The organism is Sporosarcina luteola, from assembly GCF_023715245.1.
In the GTDB taxonomy this organism is placed as follows: domain Bacteria; phylum Bacillota; class Bacilli; order Bacillales_A; family Planococcaceae; genus Sporosarcina; species Sporosarcina luteola_C.
Map to the genome: position 1 here is coordinate 458644 of NZ_JAMBNV010000002.1, position 23862 is coordinate 482505.

The 23862-nt window shown below is 44.3% G+C and carries 24 protein-coding genes; 2 read left to right on the forward strand and 22 right to left on the reverse strand.

The annotated features are described in order from the left end of the window. Positions 1-41: 41 nt before the first annotated feature. From M3152_RS13790 to rpsF, 13 genes are all read right to left on the reverse strand, one after another. Positions 42-830 (reverse strand): MBL fold metallo-hydrolase, encoded by a 789-nt coding sequence (locus tag M3152_RS13790; protein ID WP_251695820.1) that lies wholly within the window; start codon positions 828-830, stop codon positions 42-44. 12 nt (positions 831-842) lie between these two features. Continuing rightward, positions 843-1679: a two-component system regulatory protein YycI gene (locus M3152_RS13795; RefSeq protein ID WP_251695822.1), complete on the reverse strand. Its 837-nt coding sequence runs from the start codon at positions 1677-1679 to the stop codon at positions 843-845. After that, positions 1666-3000 (reverse strand): YycH family regulatory protein, encoded by a 1335-nt coding sequence (locus M3152_RS13800; RefSeq protein ID WP_251695824.1) that lies wholly within the window; start codon positions 2998-3000, stop codon positions 1666-1668. Before M3152_RS13800 ends, M3152_RS13795 begins: the two co-directional genes overlap by 14 nt. After that, entirely contained in the window at positions 2991-4817 is a 1827-nt protein-coding gene (gene walK / locus M3152_RS13805; RefSeq protein WP_251695826.1) for a cell wall metabolism sensor histidine kinase WalK, read from the reverse strand. Before walK ends, M3152_RS13800 begins: the two co-directional genes overlap by 10 nt. 5 nt (positions 4818-4822) lie before the next feature. Continuing rightward, positions 4823-5533, reverse strand: a complete 711-nt coding sequence (gene yycF, locus M3152_RS13810; RefSeq protein ID WP_251627378.1) for a response regulator YycF — start codon at positions 5531-5533, stop codon at positions 4823-4825. Between the two features lie 143 nt (positions 5534-5676). Continuing rightward, positions 5677-7140: a M23 family metallopeptidase gene (locus M3152_RS13815; RefSeq protein ID WP_251695828.1), complete on the reverse strand. Its 1464-nt coding sequence runs from the start codon at positions 7138-7140 to the stop codon at positions 5677-5679. Positions 7141-7409: 269 nt separating this feature from the next. Beyond that, a complete protein-coding gene (gene dnaB / locus M3152_RS13820) occupies positions 7410-8768 on the reverse strand; it encodes a replicative DNA helicase (RefSeq protein WP_251695830.1) in 1359 nt (452 codons plus the stop codon). A 12-nt stretch (positions 8769-8780) separates the two neighbouring features. Beyond that, a complete protein-coding gene (rplI, locus tag M3152_RS13825) occupies positions 8781-9227 on the reverse strand; it encodes a 50S ribosomal protein L9 (protein ID WP_251695832.1) in 447 nt (148 codons plus the stop codon). Between the two features lie 2 nt (positions 9228-9229). Next, positions 9230-11197: a DHH family phosphoesterase gene (locus M3152_RS13830; RefSeq protein WP_251695834.1), complete on the reverse strand. Its 1968-nt coding sequence runs from the start codon at positions 11195-11197 to the stop codon at positions 9230-9232. Between the two features lie 12 nt (positions 11198-11209). Beyond that, a complete protein-coding gene (locus M3152_RS13835) occupies positions 11210-12151 on the reverse strand; it encodes a YybS family protein (protein ID WP_251695836.1) in 942 nt (313 codons plus the stop codon). 337 nt (positions 12152-12488) lie between these two features. Beyond that, complete coding sequence (rpsR, locus tag M3152_RS13840) at positions 12489-12725, reverse strand: 30S ribosomal protein S18 (RefSeq protein ID WP_251695838.1); 237 nt, start codon at positions 12723-12725, stop codon at positions 12489-12491. Between the two features lie 44 nt (positions 12726-12769). Beyond that, positions 12770-13282, reverse strand: a complete 513-nt coding sequence (ssb, locus tag M3152_RS13845) for a single-stranded DNA-binding protein (RefSeq protein WP_251627352.1) — start codon at positions 13280-13282, stop codon at positions 12770-12772. A 70-nt stretch (positions 13283-13352) separates the two neighbouring features. Then, on the reverse strand, positions 13353-13640 hold the full coding sequence (rpsF, locus tag M3152_RS13850; protein WP_251695840.1) for a 30S ribosomal protein S6: 288 nt from the start codon (positions 13638-13640) through the stop codon (positions 13353-13355). A 326-nt stretch (positions 13641-13966) separates the two neighbouring features. Here rpsF and M3152_RS13855 point away from each other — a divergent pair, with 326 nt between their 5' ends. After that, positions 13967-14527 (forward strand): DUF3267 domain-containing protein, encoded by a 561-nt coding sequence (locus M3152_RS13855; protein ID WP_251695841.1) that lies wholly within the window; start codon positions 13967-13969, stop codon positions 14525-14527. 46 nt (positions 14528-14573) lie between these two features. On the opposite strand, the gene ychF is transcribed toward M3152_RS13855, so the two are convergent. From ychF to M3152_RS13870, 3 genes are all read right to left on the reverse strand, one after another. Then, complete coding sequence (gene ychF / locus M3152_RS13860) at positions 14574-15674, reverse strand: redox-regulated ATPase YchF (RefSeq protein WP_251695843.1); 1101 nt, start codon at positions 15672-15674, stop codon at positions 14574-14576. Positions 15675-15755: 81 nt separating this feature from the next. Beyond that, positions 15756-15959 (reverse strand): DUF951 domain-containing protein, encoded by a 204-nt coding sequence (locus M3152_RS13865; RefSeq protein WP_262175426.1) that lies wholly within the window; start codon positions 15957-15959, stop codon positions 15756-15758. A 25-nt stretch (positions 15960-15984) separates the two neighbouring features. Further along, positions 15985-16878 (reverse strand): mechanosensitive ion channel family protein, encoded by an 894-nt coding sequence (locus M3152_RS13870; protein WP_251695844.1) that lies wholly within the window; start codon positions 16876-16878, stop codon positions 15985-15987. A 92-nt stretch (positions 16879-16970) separates the two neighbouring features. Here M3152_RS13870 and yyaC point away from each other — a divergent pair, with 92 nt between their 5' ends. Further along, positions 16971-17549, forward strand: a complete 579-nt coding sequence (yyaC, locus tag M3152_RS13875; RefSeq protein ID WP_251695846.1) for a spore protease YyaC — start codon at positions 16971-16973, stop codon at positions 17547-17549. On the opposite strand, the gene M3152_RS13880 is transcribed toward yyaC, so the two are convergent. From M3152_RS13880 to mnmG, 6 genes are all read right to left on the reverse strand, one after another. Then, the gene (locus M3152_RS13880; protein WP_251695848.1) at positions 17518-18225 is read right to left on the reverse strand and encodes a DUF554 domain-containing protein; all 708 of its coding nucleotides are present in this window, start codon (positions 18223-18225) and stop codon (positions 17518-17520) included. The two genes, yyaC and M3152_RS13880, sit on opposite strands and share 32 nt — an antisense overlap. Positions 18226-18286: 61 nt before the next feature. Continuing rightward, the gene (locus M3152_RS13885; RefSeq protein WP_251695850.1) at positions 18287-19123 is read right to left on the reverse strand and encodes a ParB/RepB/Spo0J family partition protein; all 837 of its coding nucleotides are present in this window, start codon (positions 19121-19123) and stop codon (positions 18287-18289) included. Further along, positions 19116-19877 (reverse strand): ParA family protein, encoded by a 762-nt coding sequence (locus tag M3152_RS13890; RefSeq protein WP_251695851.1) that lies wholly within the window; start codon positions 19875-19877, stop codon positions 19116-19118. Before M3152_RS13890 ends, M3152_RS13885 begins: the two co-directional genes overlap by 8 nt. 191 nt (positions 19878-20068) lie before the next feature. Then, on the reverse strand, positions 20069-20929 hold the full coding sequence (gene noc / locus M3152_RS13895) for a nucleoid occlusion protein (RefSeq protein ID WP_251695853.1): 861 nt from the start codon (positions 20927-20929) through the stop codon (positions 20069-20071). Positions 20930-21151: 222 nt separating this feature from the next. After that, positions 21152-21868: a 16S rRNA (guanine(527)-N(7))-methyltransferase RsmG gene (rsmG, locus tag M3152_RS13900; protein WP_251695855.1), complete on the reverse strand. Its 717-nt coding sequence runs from the start codon at positions 21866-21868 to the stop codon at positions 21152-21154. 62 nt (positions 21869-21930) lie between these two features. Next, on the reverse strand, positions 21931-23820 hold the full coding sequence (mnmG, locus tag M3152_RS13905) for a tRNA uridine-5-carboxymethylaminomethyl(34) synthesis enzyme MnmG (RefSeq protein ID WP_251695857.1): 1890 nt from the start codon (positions 23818-23820) through the stop codon (positions 21931-21933). Between the last annotated feature and the right edge of the window lie 42 nt (positions 23821-23862).

Below are 23862 nucleotides of genomic sequence, written 5' to 3' on the forward strand. Positions count from 1 at the left end.
ATCAAAAAGCCTCACCCGAAGGCAAGGCTTTTCGATCTTTATTAAACAGTGACAAGCTCTGTCGGTTTGTCCGCGTCGGTATCATGCAAATGCACGAATTCCCCCGGGCGGATCCCGCATGCCTCCAATGTTTGTGCAACGCTCATCCTTGCGAGGTCTTTCATATTATTATCCTTGCTTAGATGCGATAAATAAATTCTTGTCTCTTTTTGAGCGACGACTTCACTCATTGCAACAGCGGCATCTTCATTCGAAACATGCCCGACGTCGCTCAGGATTCTGCGTTTGACCGACCATGGGTAGCGGCCCATCTGCAGCATGCTGACGTCATGATTGCTTTCGAACACGAACGCATCAGACCCTTGGATATGCCCTTTCATCCTATCGCTCACATACCCCGTATCCGTGATGATCGAAAGCTTGCGGTCATTCTGATGGAATACGTAGAACATCGGATCCGCGGCGTCATGGGAAACTGCGAACGACTGGATGTCGAGAGAGCCGAATGACATATTCGTCTCCATATTGAAATGGTATCGTTGCTCCGTCGGAATTTCGCCGACGAGCCCATTCATCGCAAGCCAAGTCTTCTCATTCGCATAGATTGGCACTTTGTATCTTCGTGCCAGAACACCAATCCCTTTAATGTGATCGCTATGTTCATGGGTGACAAAGATGCCATCTACATTCGTCATGGAGCGCCCGATGTTTTCAAGCTGCTGCTCCATTCTTTTTGCACTAAGTCCAGCATCGACCAGAAAAGCATGCTCTTCGGTCTCTATATATATTGAATTGCCCGTACTGCCACTTGCGAGCACACTGAAACGCATATGAAAAACTCCTTATTCTTCTTCATCCTCAGCCTCATCGAATTCTTCCTCTTTCAACTTGTCCAATTTAAAGTCTATCACTTTACCTTCAATAGCATTGATGAAGTGATCCTCGATGGTGCCGTCCTTCAATTCTACACGAATATTCCATGTCGGGGCAAATACTTGCTTCCCGGTCAATTGGACGAGTGATGAGTATCCTGGCGTCACATTCAACACTTTGGAATCTTGCTTTAAATAACCGCGTGTAACGAGTGACCTAACCGCTTCATCTTGCGTCAACACTTCTTTTTTATGGTTGTCGCTCGAGAATTCCTCTAGCATTCGCTGATTGTAATGGGTCACTTCATAGTTCTCGTCCCAATAGATCGTCAAAGTCGCATTCGGGCTGTAGAAAATCGGTTCCCCATTCACTCTTTGAAAGAAGATGGCTTTCCGTGCTTCCTTATCCACTTCCCAACGCTCATATTCTGCTCCGTTCCATACATATTTCGTTATAAAATCCTTGAAATCATAGTCTTCTTTTGCATTCCGGATAGACACAGGAGTATCCATTATAGATTCAATCTGTGTGTTGTCGAAGATGACAATGGATTGATCCTCAAGCGGTTCCAATTCCTCCTGCGAAAAGGATTTCATATTTGCGGAGATGTAGGAGAAGTCATTTTTCACGACTTGCGGCACATTGTACGTAATATTCTCCTGCTTCATTAAATCCTCAATCGACGTTTTCCCCGCAACCTGAATATTTTGCGCCTCGGTGCGCTGATTCAAATATAAGAAATAAAGGAAGATATTCAAGATGGAAAAGACGACAATGAAGATTGTTTTTGTTTTATTCCAATCCAATCTGCTCACTCCCGCCTTGTTCAGGTGTATAGCGGACCCAATTTCCTTTGGCATAATAATACCAGGCAGGCTCCATGATAAATATCCTTTGCTCCAAATCATGTTTCATCATATAGCCGGTTGTGATCTCCTCAACCGTTCCAAAATCAAGATTCTCAACTTCCAGCAGCTCGTTTACAATATCGGTCCCTGGCGGAAGCTCTATTTCATCATTCGCCAGCGGCACATCAATTTTGTAGTACGGACGGATATACCGGAAAACCCGGTTTTCGCCATAATACTGTGCAATTTCCGTTGTACCCGTAACCGGGGGCTCGCTGAAAACAGGATAACCATGAACATATAGTTGGAATCTCACGTACCTGGAGGTAGGATTTATATACGAAAACCTATACGCATCCGTCCATCCGCCATGCTCATTAATAGAATCAATGACATCAATCAACAAGTCGGAAGGGTATGCTGCCGGATCACTGCTCAGCGCGGCGGGATGGGCAAAGTTCAACATTTTAGTTTCCGTATTCACACGTAGCTGTGCATGGTCATCACCAAATTCCTCATCCGTCGAATCTACTTGGCTGCGTCGCACTGCATTCGGATCATTGAATAAAGCATCCCGGAAGCGTGTCGGACTGATTTCCTCCTGGATATACGTGCTTTGCAGCATTTTAACCGGTTCAGTCGGGACCGCCAAATAGACAGACTCTGAGACATTCACTTCCGCATAGGAGGGTAGATTTTCCCCTTCCAGGATGATTTGCCGATACGACTTCATCGTATCCGAGGCTGCTATCTTTCCACGATAATGGATTCCTGTCGCACGGTTGATGAAATGAGCTTCAAAAGCGATTTCCTTCGGATTCCATCTGACGACAAGACGGTCAAATCTGAATTCCGGAAGTTGAACATCCTCAATCGGCAAAATCTCATCATATACCGGCAGCGGTACTTCACCTTGGAAAAACAATGTGAACTGATTCGTCTGTTCGAAAAAGGATTTCATCTGACCCTTGTTCATCTCGTTCGGTTCCCGAGCCAACTGGGAAACTTTCCAGGTGCCCATTTCCCTCACAATATGATCAATTCGATTCTGATCGGTCGTCCCTCTGAACGATTCGTCGTACTTAATAAGAAACTTATACGGCTTGATGAGATCCTCCACTTGCTTCCGTGCTCCGATGGATATGTCGACGGTCGGTGATTGTTCAATCGTATCCAACCTCGGAGAATACGTCCAAATGGAAAAGGTGAATGTGACGCTCAACAAGACAAGCAATAGTAGGATGATTGATTTGATAGGCTCAATATACTTCAATCCCATTCACCTTCCTCTTGTCGTTCAAAAGGCAGCGTAAAGAAGATTGTTGTTCCTTTGCCTTCTTCACTTTCCGCCCATATTTCCCCGCCATGGGCAATGATCATTTCTTTTGCGATGGCAAGTCCGAGACCTGTCCCGCCCATTGCCCTCGATCTCGCGCGGTCCGCCCTGTAGAACCTATCAAAAATACGGTTCACATACGCTTGTGGGATGCCCATGCCGTCGTCTGAGATCATCACCTTGATATACGTCCCCGATGTTGTCACCCCGAAGCGCACATCCCCGCCATCCGGCGAATACTTAAGCGCATTTGAAATGATATTGTCAATTACCTGAGTCATCTTATCTGTATCGATTTCAACGAATAGATCCGCAGACGGCAACAACCGTTTAAAATGAACGTTCTGCGACTTCGAGAACTCGAACCGCTCGATGATTGAGTTGAAGAAATGATTGAATTCCACCCATTCGGTATTCAACTCATATTCTTTACTATCCATCCTGGAAAGCTTCAATAGGTCATTGACGAGCCGGATCATCCGCTCTGTCTCCGTCTGTGTCACACGGAGGAAGGAAGGGGCAATCTCCTCGTTCTTCCAAGCACCTTCCGCCAATGCATCCAAATAACTGCGCATTGTCGTCAGCGGCGTGCGAAGCTCGTGAGAAACGTTGGAAACGAATTCCCGTCTCTCCATGTCAATTTTCTCCTGCTCGGTATTGTCATGAAGAACGACGATTAGGCCGTTCACAAAGCCCGTCTCCCGCTGCGTCACTGAAAAAGTAGCCCGCAAGATGTATGGTTCCTTCTCTGTACTGAAGTCGAGCGCAATGGAATCTTTCACTTGAATGAGATCCTCGAATGTATACTCCTGGTCCAAACCTAAAATGCTCGTAATGGGACGATTCAGCACTAGATCGCGTGTCATCCTCAACATCATGAGCGCGGAATCATTGATCAGGCTCACTCTGCCTTTGCGATCCGTTGAAATGACGCCGTCCGTCATATTTTCAAGAACTGAGGCTAGCTTCCTTTGTTCACTTTCCGTCGTGGACTGAGATTCTTGAAGCTGATTCGTCAAATGGTTAAAGGCGATTGCCAGCTGGCCCATTTCATCATTCCCGTACACGTATACCTTCCTGGAAAAGTTCCCTTGCGCCATCGCTTGCGCCTGGCGCCTCATATCCGAAATCGGCCTTGTGAATGTACGGGCGATGAATATGCCGATGATAATTGTGATTGTCAGCGATACTGCCACTCCACCCGCAAGGATCTGGTTAATTTCATTGATCTGCTTGAACACTTTTTCAATATTGGCCGTCACATATAACGTGCCGACGACTTCCTTATTATTGTTCGTGATCGGTTTCACGCGAACCATGACACGTTCACGCTTGACCGGATCAAAGTTGATATTCTCATAGAACGTTTCGGAGGTGATGGATCTTCTCACACTGTCTTCCATCGATCGCTGGCCAACCAATGATTGATTGCCCAATTCGGAGGTGGCCAATATTCTATACTTTGCATTGATGACCCGAATTTCATTGATGTCTTCCGAATTAAAGTTCGAAAGGACGGTCCGCAAGCTCTGTTCAATTGACGGATCGTCCGGTGACCGGTCTTTTATCATTTCTTCACGCACACTGAATTCGACAAGGTTCATCCTGTCCCTGACCGATGTTGTGAAGTTCGTCTTCAATGTATCTTCAAGCTTACTAGCAAAATAAAGCCCGATGATCTGCATTGCTACAAGGATGAGCATGATATAGATGAGGACGAATTTCACGTGAATCGATCTGAAGAATCCGACTTTCTGCATTGTCCTTACTCCTGTTCCGGATCACGCAAATAGTAACCGACTCCACGTCTCGTTACGATCCACGTCGGGTGGCTCGGAGTGTCTTCGATCTTTTCACGCAGACGGCGGATCGTTACGTCGACTGTCCGTACGTCCCCGAAGTAATCATATCCCCATACTGTTTGCAATAGATGCTCTCTCGTCATCACCTGTCCGATATGTTTTGAGAGGTAATGCAGCAATTCGAACTCACGATGGGTCAGCTCAATAGACTCTCCGCGTTTTTGTACCAAATAAGCGTCCGGCTGTATGATGAGGCTTCCAACTGTAATTTCATTTGTTGCCTCATCCTGCTCTTCCGACAATGTCTTCGAATGCCTGCGCAAATTCGCCTTCACCCTGGCAATCAATTCGCGTGTACCGAACGGCTTCGTCACATAATCATCCGCGCCTAGCTCCAACCCTAGCACTTTATCGATTTCCGAGTCTTTCGCTGTCAGCATGATGATCGGGAAATCATACTTCTTCCTGACCTCCCTGCATACTTCCATGCCATCACGCTTTGGAAGCATGATATCGAGCAGCATAATATCCGGCTGTACCTCTTCCACTTTTTCGAGCGCCTCTTCACCGTCGTATGCGCAATAGACAGTAAAGCCCTCCTTCTTTAAATTAAACTCTAATATATCTGCTATCGGTTTTTCATCATCTACAACTAAAATGGTTTTATTTTGCATCATTCATTCCCTTTCCCGCCAATTTGGCGACTACTTTAGTATATATTCTATTACTTTTGCAATAAACCTTCCATTCTGCACCTACACCAAATTAGAAAAAGAGACGGCAACAGAATACACTGTAGCGTCTCCATTCCTTCTCTTTATCTTAACACACTCAACGGATTGATATTGGAACCGTTCTTGATTACTTCAAAATGCAAATGCATGCCAGTTGAGCGTCCTGTGGAGCCCATGACACCGATTTTCGATCCTTGAGGTACTGTTTGTCCGACTTTGACCTCAATAGACGATAGATGGGCGTATAACGTCTTGTACCCATTGTTATGAGTAATGATGATACGGTTTCCATACGTCGCGTGATGGCCTACATCGGTCACGACGCCATTGTCAGAAGCAAAGATTGACCGTGACGATGGCCGGGCGATATCAATGCCTTGGTGCACTCTGCCCCAGCGTTTCCCCATTTGGCTAGAAACGTATCCGCCATCCGCCGGCCATTTGAAGCTTCCCGTCCCGCGTGAAGGGATCACTTTAGTACCGACGACCGTTACTTCATGAACCGGTTCTACCAGTACATGTTCCTCTGCTACGGACTTGCCAATCACTTTTCCGTTCTTCTTCCGGATCTGATGCGTAACCGATTTCTTGCCGTCCGTTCCTTTTTGTTTAACTCTCTCTTCACCTTTGAACGTCGATGCGTCTTTTTCAGTCAGTTTCTTGAACTGGATTGGTGCAATTTCCTTTGATTCATAGTGTGCTTCCACTTCTATATAAGGTTCAAGCGCTGTCACGTTCAGCTCCTGACCAATCTGAAGGACCGAATCTTCCGTAATGCCCGGATTGATTTCCATTAGTTTTTCCGTAGACATATTGTGGGCACTAGCAATTTTCCCTAATACATCCCCTGCTTGAATAGGATATTTCTTCTCTTCCAACGTACCTTTATTCAACAAAGTCATTGCCTCTTGCACGCTTCGGACCTCTTCGGGTGCCGTCTGTCCTTCAGTAGCCTGAATGTCGGCGCTGAATTGAATAGTTGAAAGTCTTGTTTCACTTTCTTTTAACGGTGGTATAGGTTCAGTAGATTGTTGGCGGGCTTCGAATTCAGCCAGCTCCTGCTCGGTAACTGTTTGCAATGTCAGTTCCTTGATCACTTCTTCAAAATCGGCAGTGTCTTTGACATAGAATGCTGTCTCATCGTCAATTTGAACACCGATCGCTTCCGCCTCCACGGTAAGCATGTTCTGAAGTTTTCCAAGGACCTGTTCATCGTCTGTTCCTACGGTAAATACCTTTTCCGGTACGACAGACAACTCAGTTCCGATTGTTAATGGGAGTCCTTCGTATTCGGAGGCCGCTTTCTGTAATTCCTCTTGTTTGAGCTGTTCGATCTTTTTATCGTCAGACAGCATTCCGACATATTCGCTGGCCGAGTAGACATGGTAGACGGTATGGATTGAGGACTCTCCCTCTTTTTCCAGTGCAAAACCGGAGCTTATACTAATTCCTCCAAAGAAGACTGTCATGATACCTATCTTTTGGAACTTCTTATATAGGGCCGTTCTATTCTGTTGATTGTTCATGTTTTGTTTCTTGAAAAACATCGTTTGTTACTCCTTCCGACTGGCAGCTGCTACTAGACGCCATCATACTGAGAGATTTTCACGCTTCTTCAATTTATCATATCTAGTTAGTCGCTTGTTGCTTTGTGTCTATTTGTAATGAACTTGTAGTATTGCAACCAAATATTCCTTATTAACTTCCAAATGTTAGTTGTAAATGAGGAGAATACCAACTGTGAATATAGTCTTATATATGGCAAAAAGCCTTGATAAACCTGTTAGACAGGTGAATCAAGGCTTTTCACTATCCATTATTGATATGACGGGGCTTGGTGTTGGCTCCAGTCGATGTTCAGGAATTTGTTGTATTCCTTGGCGAACGCTAGCGTAACGGTACCGGTTGGGCCGTTACGTTGCTTCGCTATAATGATTTCAATCATATTCTGATTCTCTGTTTCTTTATCATAGTAATCTTCCCGGTAGAGGAAAGAAACGATATCCGCATCTTGCTCGATACTTCCAGATTCCCGCAAGTCGGACATCATCGGCCGCTTGTCTTGTCGTTGTTCCACGCCACGGGAAAGCTGGGATAGTGCAATGACCGGGATTTTCAGTTCCCGAGCAAGTGCTTTTAAGGAACGGGAGATTTCCGATACTTCTTGCTGACGGTTCTCGCCGGAACGGCCGCTTCCCATAATGAGCTGTAAATAATCGATCATGATCATGCCCAGGCCATGTTCCTGTTGAAGTCGACGGCATTTGGAACGTATCTCGTTAATCCGGATGCCTGGAGAGTCGTCGATGAAGATTCCGGCGTTGGAAAGAGACCCCATCGCCATCGTCAGTTTCCGCCAATCCTCTGCTTCCAAATTCCCTGTCCGCAACACTTGCGCATCAATATTCCCTTCCGCACAAAGCATACGCATGACGAGTTGTTCTGCACCCATCTCCAAACTGAAGATCGCGACGTTTTCATCCGTTTTGGTCGCCACGTTTTGAGCCACATTCAAGGCGAACGCTGTTTTACCAACGGAAGGACGGGCAGCAACGATAATCAAGTCATTCCGCTGAAAACCGGCTGTAATCTTATCGAGATCACGGAATCCGGTCGGAATGCCTGTTACTTCGCCTTTTCTCGTATGAAGAAGCTCGATATTGTCATACGTTTCCACTAGAACATCTTTAATGTGCTTAAAATCACCGGCATTTTTCCGGTTGGAAACTTCCATAATCCTTTTTTCCGCTTCGGACAGGACAGCTTCCACTTCGTCTTCTTTCGTAAAACCTTCCTCAACGATATTGGTTGCAACCCGGATGAGCCTTCTTAGGATGGATTTCTCTTCAACAATCTTGGCATAATACTCGATATTTGCCGCTGTCGGGACAGCGTTTGCAATTTCCGTCAAATACGAAATGCCGCCGACGTCTTCCAATTCCTTCTTCGCTGATAGCTCTTCTGTGACTGTGACAACGTCAATCGCTTGTCCTTTATCGCTCAGGATCAGCATCGTGTCGAAGATTTTCTCATGAGCCGTCCTGTAGAAGTCATCGGGGCGAAGGACTTCGGAAGCTGTAATTAATGCCTCGGGTTGAAGGAAAATCGCTCCAATGACAGATTGTTCGGCTTCATTATTATGCGGGGGGACGCGATCATACATCTGATCCATCATTATCGCTCCCTATCATTCTTCGGTTACATGGACTTTAAGCGTAGCTGTAACTTCCGGGTGCAGTTTGATCGGCACATTCGTATAGCCGAGAGCCCGTATTGCATCAGGCAGTTCCATCTTACGGCGATCCACTTTGATTTTATGATTTTTTTCGAGAGCTTCTGCGATCTGCTTCGTCGTAATCGAGCCGAAGAGACGTCCGCCTTCCCCGGATTTTGCTTTCATTTCCACAGTTTTCTCATCGATTACTTCTTTAAGTTTCTGTGCTTCGGCCAATTCTGCAGCCGCATCCTTTTGTGCGCGCTTCTTCTGTCCTTCGAGCTGGCTCAGGTTTGCAGGCGTCGCTTCAATCGCCAACTTGTTTTTCAACAGGAAGTTTTGCGCGTAGCCTACAGATACTTCTTTCACTTCGCCTTTTTTCCCTTTACCTTTAACGTCTTTCAGAAAAATTACTTTCATTATCATTTTCCCCTTTCCAATTTATCTTCTATAGCGGATTTCAATAATTGAACCGCTTCTTCTATTGTTTCCATTTCTAGCTGGCAAGCGGCATTCGTCAAATGTCCTCCGCCGCCAAGTTCTTCCATGACTAGCTGCACATTCAGCTCCCCAAGGGACCTTGCGCTAATGCCGATTTTCCCGTCCGAACGGGAAGCGATGACAAACGAGGCGATGACTCCTTGCATCGTCAGAAGGATATCTGCAGTCTGTGCAATCAGCACTGGACTATAGATGACACCTTCCTCACCTTTCGCAATTGCTATGCCGGCAGAAGTGAGCTCAACAGTTTCAATCAATTTAGACCGTTGAATATACGTCGCAATATCTTCCTTCAACAGTCGCTGTACAAGTACTGTGTCGGCTCCGTTCGTCCGCAAATAGGATGCCGCCTCGAATGTTCTTGACCCCGTTCGCAATGTGAAGCTTTTCGTGTCGACAACTATTCCCGCGAGCAACGCAGTCGATTCGAGCATCGTCAATTTTTCATTCTTCGGCTGATATTCCACAAGCTCTGTCACGAGCTCGGCTGTGGAGGATGCGTACGGTTCCATATAGACGAGCATCGTGCTGTTGATGAATTCCTCGCCGCGTCGATGATGATCGATGACGACGACCTTTTCGGCCTTGTCGATTAACCGCTCATCTATGACCATGCTCGGTTTATGTGTATCAACAACGACTAGAAGAGATTTTTCGGTCAGCATTGATAAAGCGGTTTCGGGATCGATAAATTGTGAAAATAACCCTTCGTCCTTTTTAATTTCATCCATCAGACGGGTCACGCTACCATCCAACTCATCAAAATTCAGGACGACATGACCTTCCACATTGTTCATCCGTGCCATCTTCCTAACTCCGATGGATGCCCCGATTGCGTCCATGTCGGGCATTTTATGGCCCATGATCAACACTTTATCGCTGCCTTGGATCAAATCGCGCAATGCATGTGAAATGACTCTGGCGCGTACACGAGTTCTTTTTTCCACCGGATTCGTCTTGCCTCCGAAGAATTTGAGCTTGCCATCTGTATGCTTAATGGCGACCTGATCGCCTCCACGGCCCAGAACAAGATCCAAACTGGATTGCGCCAGCTCACCAAGTTCTGTCAGCGCGGCAGAGCCGGTTCCTACCCCGATGCTCAGCGTCAAACCAGCATTCTGAATTGCTGTCTTCTCCCGAATATCGTCCAAGATCGTAAATTTCGCCGTTTCCAATTTGGAAAGAATCGCTTCATTGAAAACCGCTAGAAAACGATCGGATGCTATCCGTTTCACATAAATACCATTATCCAACGCCCATTGATTCACGAGTGAAGTGACAAGCGAGTTAAGATTGCTTCTCGTCTGATCGTCCATCGTCTGTGCTAGTTCATCATAATTATCGATGAGCATGACTCCGAGTACAGTACGATCTTGGTGATAGAGAGATTCAATCTCCACTTTTTCCGTGATATCGAATAAATAGAGCAGTTTTTCCTCAGCCCTGTAAATGACTTGATAAGTGGAATCGCCAACATTCAACGTCGTCTTCTGTCCGTCGTTTTTAAGAATAGTTTGGAATGCCTCAGATAGCTGGAACAATTCCTCACCAATTAACGTCTCTTTATCAAAGATATTGACGGCATAGGGGTTTGCCCATTCGACAATATGCTTTTCATTAAAAAGGATAATGGCGATCGGCAGCTCGAGCAACGCTTCTTCCCCGACCTTTTTCATCCGGTAGGAGAGGGATTCGATATGCTTTTCCGTTTCCATATACGTCTGTTCCTCTAGCTTCCAAGCGATGCCTAACGCTATCGTGAACGGAATCGTGAATAAAAGGCCCTCCCAGAAATTCGAGAGGAATAACAGGACGGCCGCTATCAATCCAAGGAGAGATATGACAGTCAGTGGGTATCGGATAGCTCTTCTTCTAAAAAATGACCTCATTGTCTCATCCCCTTACTTCAAGTTGTCTTTTCCGATCCAAGCACGGATATTCACGCCTATATCAAGTATGCCAAGAAGTGTGGTTATTGGACTGAAAAGCAATGCGAAAATAGTGGAAAGTACCGTGACAAAAGTAGGCATTTTCATTTTATACATAAAATAGTGAATCAATGCCAACCCTTGCACTAGTAAAAGAAACCGTAAAATAATCGTTGCATTGACATAAAGCAAATAAGCCGAGGAATCCGGTTTCAATTCCATCATCCAAGGAAGTATAATGATCAGCCCGTATACGAAAATCGTAATGACAGGCAGCTTCATCTCCCGGAATGGCGGAAACACAGGCACTTGATGGCCAAGTCTGCGGAGCATCTCGAAATTGGGGATCACCATGATGAATGTAAACACATACACCGACAGGATGAACATAGCCGGAATGGCAGAGCGGTACATAGTGAACGCCTCTCCCACTATTTTTTCATAGTTTTCCGGAAGTGCACCTAAACTTTCGAGCGACGCCTTGAATTGCGTCTCCGATTCCTTCAGCATCGTCATCAGACTGTCGATCGCATTGACTTCAAAAACAAGCGCGGCTATGAGATAAACCAATATACCTGTTATGATGAAAAATAATCCCGATGCCATGAACGTGTAAAGCTTGGATTTACCCAACAGTACCGATTCGGCAACCAGGAAGGCAAGTACCCCGAACATCACAGCGAAAGGCACTAATAAAATGCCCCCAACAATAAGGGACAGCATTGCCCCTGCAATCGCCACGAAAATCGTCGAGCTTCTGTCATAACGCAGCCGATAAAGAATGATCGGCAACGGAATGAATATCATAATGATGCTTCCAAGGAAAGGGATGAAGAATGCCCCCGCCAGAAGTATCGTGAACAATGCGAGCATCATCGCACCGTATGTTATTTTTCGAGATTGGTCCTGCATCATTCTGTTCCTCCGTCCAGTCAATGGACTTAGTATTTTCTATCTCCTCATTGAAAGTGAGTTCTTATAATTGTATCATGATTGCCGCCGATTAACCAAAAGACAGGATGACTTCCTGTCCAACACACAGCAGACAGTCCGCGTCGGTTTCCATCTGACAAATACGCATAACTTCTTCGAATCACGCATAAACGCCATCAAACACGCATATTTCCCAGGAAACACTCATAACCGTCCGCAAACACGCATAAACCTTCCCAAAGACGCATAAAAAGGAAATTCAAAAAACCGCCCAGAGACCGGAAATGCCGGTATCACAAGGCGGTTTAAATAGTATTTCTTATCTTTCTTCCGAAACGAACGGAAGAAGTGCCATAATACGAGCACGTTTAATAGCAGACGTTAATTTACGTTGATATTTTGCGCTTGTACCAGTTACACGGCGAGGCAAGATCTTTCCACGTTCAGAAACGAATTTCTTAAGTAGGTCAGTATCTTTATAATCGATATGTGTAATGTTATTCGAATTAAAATAGCAGACTTTACGACGTCTTTTACCTCCACGGCGTGGTGCCATATCGCTTTCCCTCCTTACTTGACTACGTTACCGACAATTCTCTATTAGAACGGCAGATCATCATCCGATACTTCTATCGGACCACTGCCCGTTGAAAATGGATCATTGTCAGTACGTGTATAATTTTGTTGTTGAGCTGGTTGTTGATATTGCTGGTTCGGCTGCTGATTCTGATAATAAGGTTGTTCGTTCTGTGGTGCACCACCATAAGCAGCTCCAGATCTCTCAGCATTTGCACTGCGCGGTTCAAGGAACTGCACGCTGTCCGCTACGACTTCTGTCATAAAGACACGTTTGCCGTCTTGTCCATCGAAGCTGCTCGTTTGGATGCGGCCTTCGATCCCAGCAAGACTTCCTTTACGTAAAAAGTTCGCAGTGTTTTCCGCCTGTTTCCTCCAAGTGACACAGTTGATGAAATCAGCTTCACGCTCTCCTGATTGGCTAGAGAACGTCCGATTCACCGCTAGCGTAAAACGCGTTACCGCGATTCCGCTCTGCGTGTACTTGAGTTCAGGATCTTTTGTCAATCGGCCGACTAAAACGACACGGTTAATCATCAGAATGCAACCTCCCTCATCATTTTCAAGTTCCACCTTTTAACGGTACTGCATTTCGTTCTTCTATGGATTAGTTGTCCAGACGAACAGCCATATGACGAATGATAGCTTCGTTGATGTTCGCAAGACGTGTAAATTCATCGATTGCTGCAGTGTCTGCATTAGCTGTTACCAATTGGTAGTAGCCTTCACGCAAGTCGTCGATTTCGTATGCAAGACGACGCTTGCCCCACTCTTTCGACTCGATGATTTCCGCTCCGTTTGAAGTTAGGATGTCATCGAAACGAGTGATCAATGCTTTTTTCGCTTCATCTTCTACTGTTGGACGGATGATGTACATGATTTCGTACTTTCTCATCTTTAGTCACCTCCTTATGGACTTTGGCCCACTTGTTACGGCGGGCAAGGAGTAAGTAATGTTTATTACTCACATCATCATATTTTAACATGATGTCTTCATACAATCAACTATTAAATATAGTTAATCGGATTTACGCTGCAGGCGGTCGCTTTCCGGGGGGCGGGCGGTGAGCCTCCTCGGTCGCTTGCGCTCCACTGCGGGGTCTCACCTGTCCCGCTGATCCCCCAGGAGACGCCGCCTTTCGCTTCAATCCTTGGCAAGTTCTTTTCAAACTATAAATCAACTTATCCAAGTCGTGTATAATTATAATAAGAGGTGATCTGATGAATAATATTACTGAACCAGACAAAATCATTGAAATCGACTTACCCACGGTTGCTAAGAGTGGCATGCTGCTTACCATTCTGACGCTCATTGGATTGCTGGTTGTAGATGGTCTTATACAGCAGGAACTATCTTTCACTTTTTCCATCCGGAATGTTCTGTATTTCATTGTCGGTTATATATTCTTGATAATTCTTCATGAGCTTTTTCATCTTCTTGGTTTCAGGGTGTTTGGGAATGTACCTTGGAAGAGCATGATTATCGGAATGAATCTCAAGTTGGGTATTGCTTATGCTACGACCAATCGGCTGATGACGAACCGGGCTATTCAGAAAGCGTTATTGCTTCCTTTTTGGACGACTGGCGTAGTACCAGCGATGATTGGATTAGTTACGAGTAATGGCATCTGGCTTGGTCTAGCCGCTTTTCTCATTGGCGGGGCTGCGGGTGACTTTGCAATGCATAAGGAACTGAAAAAATTCCCGGATGATTGGCTTGTAAAAGATGATCCCGAGTTGCCAAAGCTCTATCTGTTCAAACCTGATCGAAATATACAGTAAAACAACCGGAAAAGGATATCCCTTCTCCGGTTGTTTTTTCATTTATTTACACGTTAAATCTAAATAACATGACGTCTCCATCTTGGACGATGTATTCTTTACCTTCCAGACGGACTTTGCCTGCTTCTTTTGCAGCTGCCATGGAGCCTGCTTCTACAAGCGCATCATATGCCACTGTTTCTGCCCGGATGAAGCCGCGTTCGAAGTCTGTGTGAATGACGCCTGCACATTGCGGCGCTTTCATCCCTTTTCGGAATGTCCATGCGCGGACTTCTTGAACGCCTGCTGTGAAATATGTGGCGAGTCCTAGTAGATGATAAGATGCTTTGATGAGTTGATCGAGGCCAGATTCCTTGATGCCTAACTCTTCAAGGAACATCGCCTTCTCTTCGTCATCCAATTCAGCCATTTCTTCCTCGACTTTTGCACTGACGACAATCACTTCTGCATTGTCCTGCTTGGCAAATTCACGGACCGTTTTGACATACTCGTTTTCTTCCGCATCCGCAATTTCATCTTCGGATACGTTTGCAACGTAGAGCATTGGCTTAATCGTCAACAGGTGCATTCCTTTGATGAGCTGGAATTCTTCCGGCGTCAGTTCAACGGATCGAGCAGGCTTTTCGTTCTCGAAAGCATCCTTCAACTTCATTAGCACTGGTTCTTCAGCCATTGAATCCTTGTCTTTCTGCTTTGCCATTTTGGAGACGCGTGTCAATCGCTTGTCCACGCTTTCCATATCAGCAAGGATCAGTTCCAAGTTGATGACTTCGATATCGTCAATCGGATTTACTTTCCCTGATACATGTGTAATATTTTCATCGTCAAAACAACGGACGACTTGGCAGATTGCATCGACTTCGCGGATATGGGAGAGAAACTTATTTCCTAATCCTTCCCCTTTGCTCGCCCCTTCTACAATCCCTGCAATATCTGTGAATTCAAAAGCTGTCGGCACTGTCTTTTTCGGTACGACAAGCTCTGTTAATTTTTGAAGCCTTTCATCGGGCACTTCTACAATCCCGACGTTCGGATCGATTGTACAGAACGGATAGTTGGCAGCCTCTGCTCCCGCCTTCGTTATTGCGTTGAATAGAGTCGACTTTCCGACGTTCGGCAAACCAACGATACCTGCTGTTAACGCCATTTATTTCCCAACCTTTCATATAGGTCAATTTCATAATCATCTTTGCAACTCTTCTATTATAAGAATAGTTGGCGTTCCTGTCTAATTTTGTTCAGCTTCCGCTTTGACAAGCACCTTTTTCATCTTCTTTGCAAATTCATTTCGTGGGATCATTACACTATGGCCACAGCCTTCGCATTTGATCCGGATGTCAGCACCCATGCGGATGATTTTCCAAGCATTTGTTCCGCATGGATGCGGCTTTTTCATTTCCACGACGTCTTTCAACTGAAACTCTTTCTCCACCGTTCATCTCACTCCTTCCTTGCCCCTACTGGTTATCAAATGATTTTGACACGAGCATAGGATATGGAATCTCGATTCCTTCCTGCTCTAAATGTTTTTTTATGCCCATGCTTATGTTCCTTGCAGTATCGAAATGACGCATCGGTTTCGTTTCCACGATTATCCGTTCAATGACTGAGTCCTCCGTGAAATCATGAGCACCAATCAATTTCGGATTTCCTAAAAGATCGGGGTTGTCCTTGCTCATCGACTTAAGATAAGCTTCGATCGACTTTTCGACTTTCTCGACGCCAAGTTCAAATGGAATAGTGACGTCTACAATGGCCAATGAGTTTTTCAATGAATAATTAACGACTTGTGCAATTGTTCCATTCGGCAATATGAAAATTTCACCTGTAAAGTTTTTAATTTTCGTTGTCCGCAAACCGATTTCTTCCACCCTGCCTTCAGCCGTGCCAATTTTAACGTAATCCCCCACTGAAAATTGGTCTTCGAATAGGATGAAGAATCCTGAAATGACGTCTTTCACAAGGCTTTGCGCTCCAAAACCGACAGCGAGCCCCAAAACCCCTGCTCCTGCCAGAAGCCCTTTCACATCGATGTTAAACTCCTGTAGAACAGCCAGGATTGCAGAAAAATAGACGATATAGCTGAGCGCGTTCTCGAGTAGTTTATGTAAGGTCTGTTCCCGTCGCTCCTCTTTACGAATAGGTCCTTTTAATTTGATTCTGAAAATCCTTCTAATAATATACTTGCCGACATGAACGACAAGTATAGCTAGTGTGATAATAAAGAAAATCTTAATAGCAAGCATTCCAATATGGAACCATGTTTCCTCAGAGAAGATGAACCTGCCGATTCTCTCCGTTTCTTCATCTAGGAACATTCTTTTCATACTCTCTAGTAATGCATTTGTCATCCGCATCTTACCTTTCCGTATAAATCCCCATGAAGCCGCGTATACTGCTACACAATCAATTATTGAACTATTTATGAGAATGGAGTTTTGTCATGCACACAACACTTTCCACAGAATATGATTATCGTCTTCATTATAATGAAACCGGCGCAGTTTGGAAGCTCAGCACTTATTTCCTTGAACAAATCCCTTTTCATGAAGATTCTTTAACCTTCTTTTGTATTGGAACGGATCGATCCACGGGAGATGCATTAGGTCCGTTGACTGGATCCCACTTAGCCGAATCGTTATTATTTCCATTCAACGTCGTCGGGACATTGGAAAAGCCTTTACATGCTCTTAATTTACAACAACAATTGGATGAACTGCAATCGAGGGAACCATCCTCTTTCATCGTTGCAATTGATGCATGCTTAGGTAGAAGCGACTCAATCGGCCACTTGCTATTTCATCAAGGGCCTCTCTATCCCGGCAAAGCCGTCGGAAAAGAATTACCACCCGTCGGTAATTTATCCATCAAAGGTGTCGTTAACATTTCAGGTTTCATGGAACAAGCTGTCCTGCAGAGCACACGACTGCATCTTCCTTTTGAGATGAGCAGAATCATTTCCCGTTCTCTTCAACTTGCCTATGGAAGATTCAAAACAGGTAATGAACGACTGTCACAATAATACCGACGACGGCGATGCCAGGAATGAGGTTCGCCACCCGGATTTTCGTTATGCCGATTAGATTCAATCCAATTCCTACGATCATTAAACCGCCTGTCGCTGTCATTTCTGAAATGAAAAATTGTAATAGGTCATCCGGTACAAAGCGGCTTATTTGCGTTGAAAATAGTGTGATGAGGCCTTGGTAGAGGAATACCGGAACTGCGGAAACCATGACTCCAATGCCAAGCGTGGAGCTAAGGATGACAGAGGTGAATCCATCTATGATTCCCTTCATGATCAACACATCATGGTCACTTCGTAATCCACTGTCAATTGCTCCAATAATGGCCATTGAGCCGACAACGAAGATGAGTGTTGCAGTGACAAATCCTTGGGCAATACCAGGTCCTTCTTTTTTCGATGGGAGCTTCCGTTCAATCCATTTTCCCAATTCATTTATTTTGTCATCGAGGTTCATCCATTCCCCAATGATTGCTCCAATAACGATGCTAATGATGACAATCAAAATTTGGGTGCTTTCAAATGTCATTTGAATGCCGATTGCTGTGACCGCCAATCCGATTCCGTACATGACAGTCTCTTTCATCCGTTCAGGGATATTATATAAAAAACGGCCAAGCAAAGCTCCGACCACGATAAGAAAGGCATTTACAATCGAACCGAATAAAATCATCGTTTTCACTTCCATCTGTAAAAATAATACCTATTTTGCAACAAGCAAAATAGGTATAGGCTTATTCATTCAATAGTTCCAGGATTCTTTCAAGATCCTCTTCTGTGAAAAACTCAATCTCGATTTTACCTTTGTTCTTTGATTTCTTTATCGTCACATTCGTACCGAAATATTTCCTCAAATGCGACTCTTGCTCTTCAATGAAAATGTTTTTCTTTTCTGGTTTTGTTTCACGTGGAACATTTTCATTTAACTTATGGACTAGCTTCTCCAATTGACGGACATTCAATCCTTCGTTGATTGTTTTTTCTGCAATCAACAGAATTTGCTCCTTCTTTCGGAGTCCGAGCAATGTGCGCCCATGCCCCATTGATAGTTTCCCATCTGTAATCAAGTTGCGCACCTTTTCAGGCAAGCTGAGCAATCGGATATGGTTTGCTATATGTGGCCGGCTTTTACCTAGTCTGAATGCTAGTTGTTCCTGTGTAAGAGAAAGGTTATCCATTAGTTTCTGATAAGCTTCTGCTTCCTCAATCGGCGTTAAATCTTCACGTTGCAAGTTTTCAAGAATCGCTAATTCCATCGACTCTTCATCTGTCAGTTGACGGACGACTGCCGGAATCTCCGCCAACCCTGCAATCTTAGCAGCTCTGAATCGTCTTTCACCTACTACAATTTCATACATTGTCCCTACCTTTCGGACAATGATAGGCTGTAAAATTCCGTGTTCTTTGATTGATTCACTTAACTCATGGATTGCATTCTCATCAAATATCTTTCTTGGCTGGTACGGATTCACTGTAATACTTTTCAGACGAATGTTCTCGATGGACTCTGCTTTCGTTAACGACTCATCCGGAAATAAAGCGTTCAATCCTTTTCCAAGACCTTTAGCCATTGTGCACCACTTCCTTTGCCAGCTCTAAATATACTTCCGCGCCTCTCGATCTTGAATCATAAATGATGATCGGCTCTCCGTGGCTTGGCGCTTCACTCAATCGTACATTTCGTGGAATAATCGTTCCGTACACTTTATCTTGAAAATATTTTTTCACTTCATCAATGACTTGAATCCCTAAATTTGTCCTGGCATCGAACATTGTTAATAGCACGCCATCAATCGAGAGACCTTCATTCAAATGCTTTTGGACAAGCCTGATGGTACTTAGTAATTGGCTCAATCCTTCCAATGCGTAATACTCACATTGAACCGGGATAATGACTGAGTCTGCAGCAGTCAAAGAATTGATAGTCAATAATCCTAAAGAAGGCGGGCAGTCAATAATAATATAATCATACAATTCCTTCGCTTCTTGGATTGCATGTTTCATCCGCACTTCCCTTGAAATGGTTGAAACGAGTTCAATCTCGGCCCCAGCTAAAGAAATGGTTGCCGGAACGATATCCAAGTTTTCCATCTTCGTCTGGTGAATAACTTCCTTTATATTGACATCATCGATTAACATATCGTAAATACATTGATGTACGTCACCTTTATTGACCCCTACCCCGCTCGTCGCATTCCCTTGCGGATCGGCATCTATCAATAGGATTTTTTTGCCGATATGAGCAAGGCAAGCACTAAGATTTACCGAAGTGGTTGTCTTACCAACTCCTCCTTTTTGATTGGCAATGGCTATAATTTTACCCACACTTGCACCTGCTTTCTCACTCATCTATTAAACAGTTATCTTCAATAATGAATAGATTCATTCTATTTCTTTGACTCTTTACTAGTTTATCAAAAAAACGTTGGTCGTGGTAAGGTATAGCACAAAAAAACTCCTGCTTCATCCAAGCAAGAGTGCGTCTCGCACATTTTACGAGAATATTATGTTGTTTTCTACTTTTTCTTCGGTATTTTAACAGTGATTGTATAGAAATCCTCTGCATCCTCTTCTTCTGTCACTACATCGATTCCGCTTTTCGTTACAAGCGCCAATGATTGCCGAATTGTATTTAATGCAATTCTGACATCTTTACTCACCGATTTTCGTTTAACTGCTCTCTTTTTTTCCTTTTCTTCTTCAACAGGATTCAATGCTTGCTGAATCCGTTCTTCCAATTGCTTTACATTTAGCTGTTCGTCAATCGCTTCTTGGAACAGCCTATGTTGCAACTCGGCATCCTTGACGGAAATCAATGCCCTCGCATGTCTCTCGGATATTTCCTTCGTCAAGATCTTATGTTTGATATCATCCGGAAGCTTTAATAAACGCAGCTTATTCGCAACTGTGGATTGTCCTTTTCCGAGTCTTTGCGCTAACGCTTCTTGAGTTAACCCATGTAACTCCAGCAATTTTTCATAAGCATACGCTTCTTCGATTGCGGTCAATTCCTCACGTTGCAAGTTCTCAATTAATGCAATGGACGCTGTTTCTTTATCGTCGAGATTACGGATGATGGCCGGCACTTCTTCCCAACCCAATTTCTTCATTGCGCGGAATCTTCGTTCTCCAGCAATAATTTCATACCCTTCGTCGCTTTTTCTAATGACGATGGGTTGGATCACACCATGTGTATGGATTGTACGTGCAAGCTCTTCAATTTTCTCTTCGGAAAAAATGGTTCGAGGTTGATATTTATTCGGTTTAATTAAATCAATTTTAACTTGATCGACTTTCTCTTGTGGAGTGTTACCATTGTTCTGTAAATCAGGTTCTTTTTCTCCACTACCAAAAAACCGTGAAAACGTGTTTTTCATCGCCGGCACCCACCTTTACAAAACTGCTCATCGTTACTAGCTATTTCGTCATATCTATTATATATCCTCTTTACTACTTATTAAAGAGTAGAATTCTATTAGATTGCAATACTATTAAACTGATAGATAGTATAAAGACAGGCACTCTATTTCAAGCGCCTGTAAATTGTTTTCATTCGCATCAGAGTTAGTAGCAAGTAGTTATTGTTTCACGTGAAACAATTAAATGATTGGCGTTTTATTTGGGATGCCAGGCTTTCGAGGGTATTTCTTAGGTGTTTTCTTCACTTTATTCAAGATGAATATATTTCTTTCGCTTTCCTCCATAGGTAAATTGAAAGAAAACTTCTCGACGAGTTCCGCTCCCAACACATTGATTGCTTTTTTCGCATCCAATAATTCTTCTTCAGCAGCAGCGCCCTTCATGGAAATAAAGATTCCACCCTCTTTTACTAGCGGTAGGCATAACTCTGAAAGTACAGATAAACGAGCAACAGCACGTGCAGTGACAATATCAAATTTCTCTCTGTACTTCGGGTTTTGTCCGAAGTCCTCGGCTCTGGAATGGATGAATCTTACGTTATTAAGTTCAAGTTCATTAGCGAGTTCCGTCAAGAATGTAATTCGTTTATTTAAAGAATCAACAATTGTTACAGATAGTTCTGGAAAACAGATTTTTAATGGTATGCTCGGAAATCCAGCACCTGCACCTACATCACAAATGGATTTCTTTCCAGTCAAATCTGTGTAAAATGCAGCGGTAATGGAGTCATAAAAATGTTTTAGATAAACAGATGGCGAATCCGTAATGGCTGTTAAGTTCATTTTTTCGTTCCATTCGACCAGCATGTGAAAGTATTTGTTGAATTGTTGAAGCTGATGATCGGTTAGGTTAATCCCCTGCTCTTTCAACGCCTCTCTGAATTGTTCTTCGTTCACTCGAATCCTCCTTCTGTAAAAAAAGACTGACGCGGACTTAACCCCACATCAGTCACATGATGTTAACCAGTAATCTTTGCGATTTTCCCTTGTTCGATGTAGACGAGCAAGATAGAAATATCAGCTGGATTTACACCGGAAATCCTCGATGCTTGCGCAATGGATAACGGTCTGACAGCAGACAGATTAGCTTTCGCTTCCTTGGCAATACCCGATATTGCATTGTAATCAATGTTCTCAGGTATTCTTTTGTTCTCCATCTTCTTCATACGTTCCACTTGCTGCATGGATTTTTCGATATAGCCTTCATACTTGATGAAGATTTCGACTTGCTCCGCCACTTCTTCGGATTTCTTCTCTTCAGGCGGTACAACAGTGATGATTTGATCATATTTCATTTCCGGCCGTTTTAACAGATCTGCCGCTTTCATCGGTTCGCGAAGTTCTGTTCCACCGGATTCACGGATGATTTCCTGAACTGCTTCACTTGGTTTGATCGTCACTTTTCGAAGTCTCTCGATTTCCTCTTCGATTTGATGTTTCTTGAGGAGGAATTTCTCGTGACGTTCTTCACTGATCATCCCAAGTTTGTACCCGATTTCTGTAAGACGCATATCAGCATTGTCATGGCGCAGCAAGAGACGATATTCCGCTCTGGACGTGAGAAGACGATATGGCTCGCTCGTTCCTTTTGTTACGAGGTCGTCGATCAGAACACCGATATAAGCATCCGATCTTCCAAGAATGACTTCTTCCTTGCCGAGCACTTTACTTGCCGCATTGATGCCCGCCATGATTCCTTGGGCAGCTGCTTCTTCATAGCCGGAAGTTCCATTGATTTGCCCAGCTGTATAGAGATTTTTAATTTTTTTCGTTTCGAGTGTCGGCCAAAGTTGTGTCGGAATGATTGAATCATATTCAATCGCATATCCTGCACGCATCATTTCCGCTTTCTCCAGACCAGGGACACTTTCGATCAATCTGCGTTGAACGTGTTCAGGTAGGCTCGTTGAAAGGCCTTGAACGTAATACTCTTTCGTGTTTCGTCCTTCCGGTTCCAAGAAAATCTGATGACGTGATTTATCCGCAAAACGGACGATCTTATCTTCAATCGAAGGACAATAGCTTGGCCCCTTCCCTTTGATCATTCCTGAGTACATCGGGGAAAGATGAAGATTTTCATTGATAATTTCATGTGTTCTCGGTGTTGTATATGTCAACCAGCATGGAAGCTGGTCCATGATGAATTGTGTTGTTTCATAACTGAATGCACGAGGTACGTCATCGCCTGGTTGAATTTCTGTTTTACTGTAATCAATTGTATTGCCATTGATTCGCGGCGGTGTACCTGTTTTGAACCGGATTGTTTCCAATCCAAGTTCGTGTAGGTTTTCAGCAAGCTTGATTGCCGGCATTTGATTGTTCGGACCACTTGAGTATTTCAAGTCACCGATAATGACTTCCCCGCGAAGGAAAGTCCCCGTCGTAATGATGATCGTTTTCGCTCGGTAGATTGCACCGATTTGCGTGACGAGCCCTTTCACTTCATTGTCCTCGACGATCAATTCTTCAACGACACCTTGATGGAGCGTCAAGTTTTCCTGTTCCTCGAGGACGCGTTTCATTTCTTGTTGGTAGAGGACTTTATCCGCTTGTGCACGAAGCGCACGGACAGCGGGTCCTTTCCCTGTATTCAACATCCTCATTTGGATATGTGTTTTATCGATCACTTTCCCCATCGCGCCGCCAAGGGCGTCAATTTCACGTACGACGATCCCTTTTGCAGGACCTCCGAGTGAAGGATTGCATGGCATGAAAGCGATCATGTCAAGATTCATTGTCAGCACCAATGTCGATGCACCCATCTTTGCAGAAGCCAATGCCGCTTCGACGCCGGCATGCCCTGCTCCGATAACTATACAATCGAACGTGCCTGCTTCAAATTGTGGCATGTTCGTTCATCCTTCCTAATATATAAATTTTCCGTGTCTATT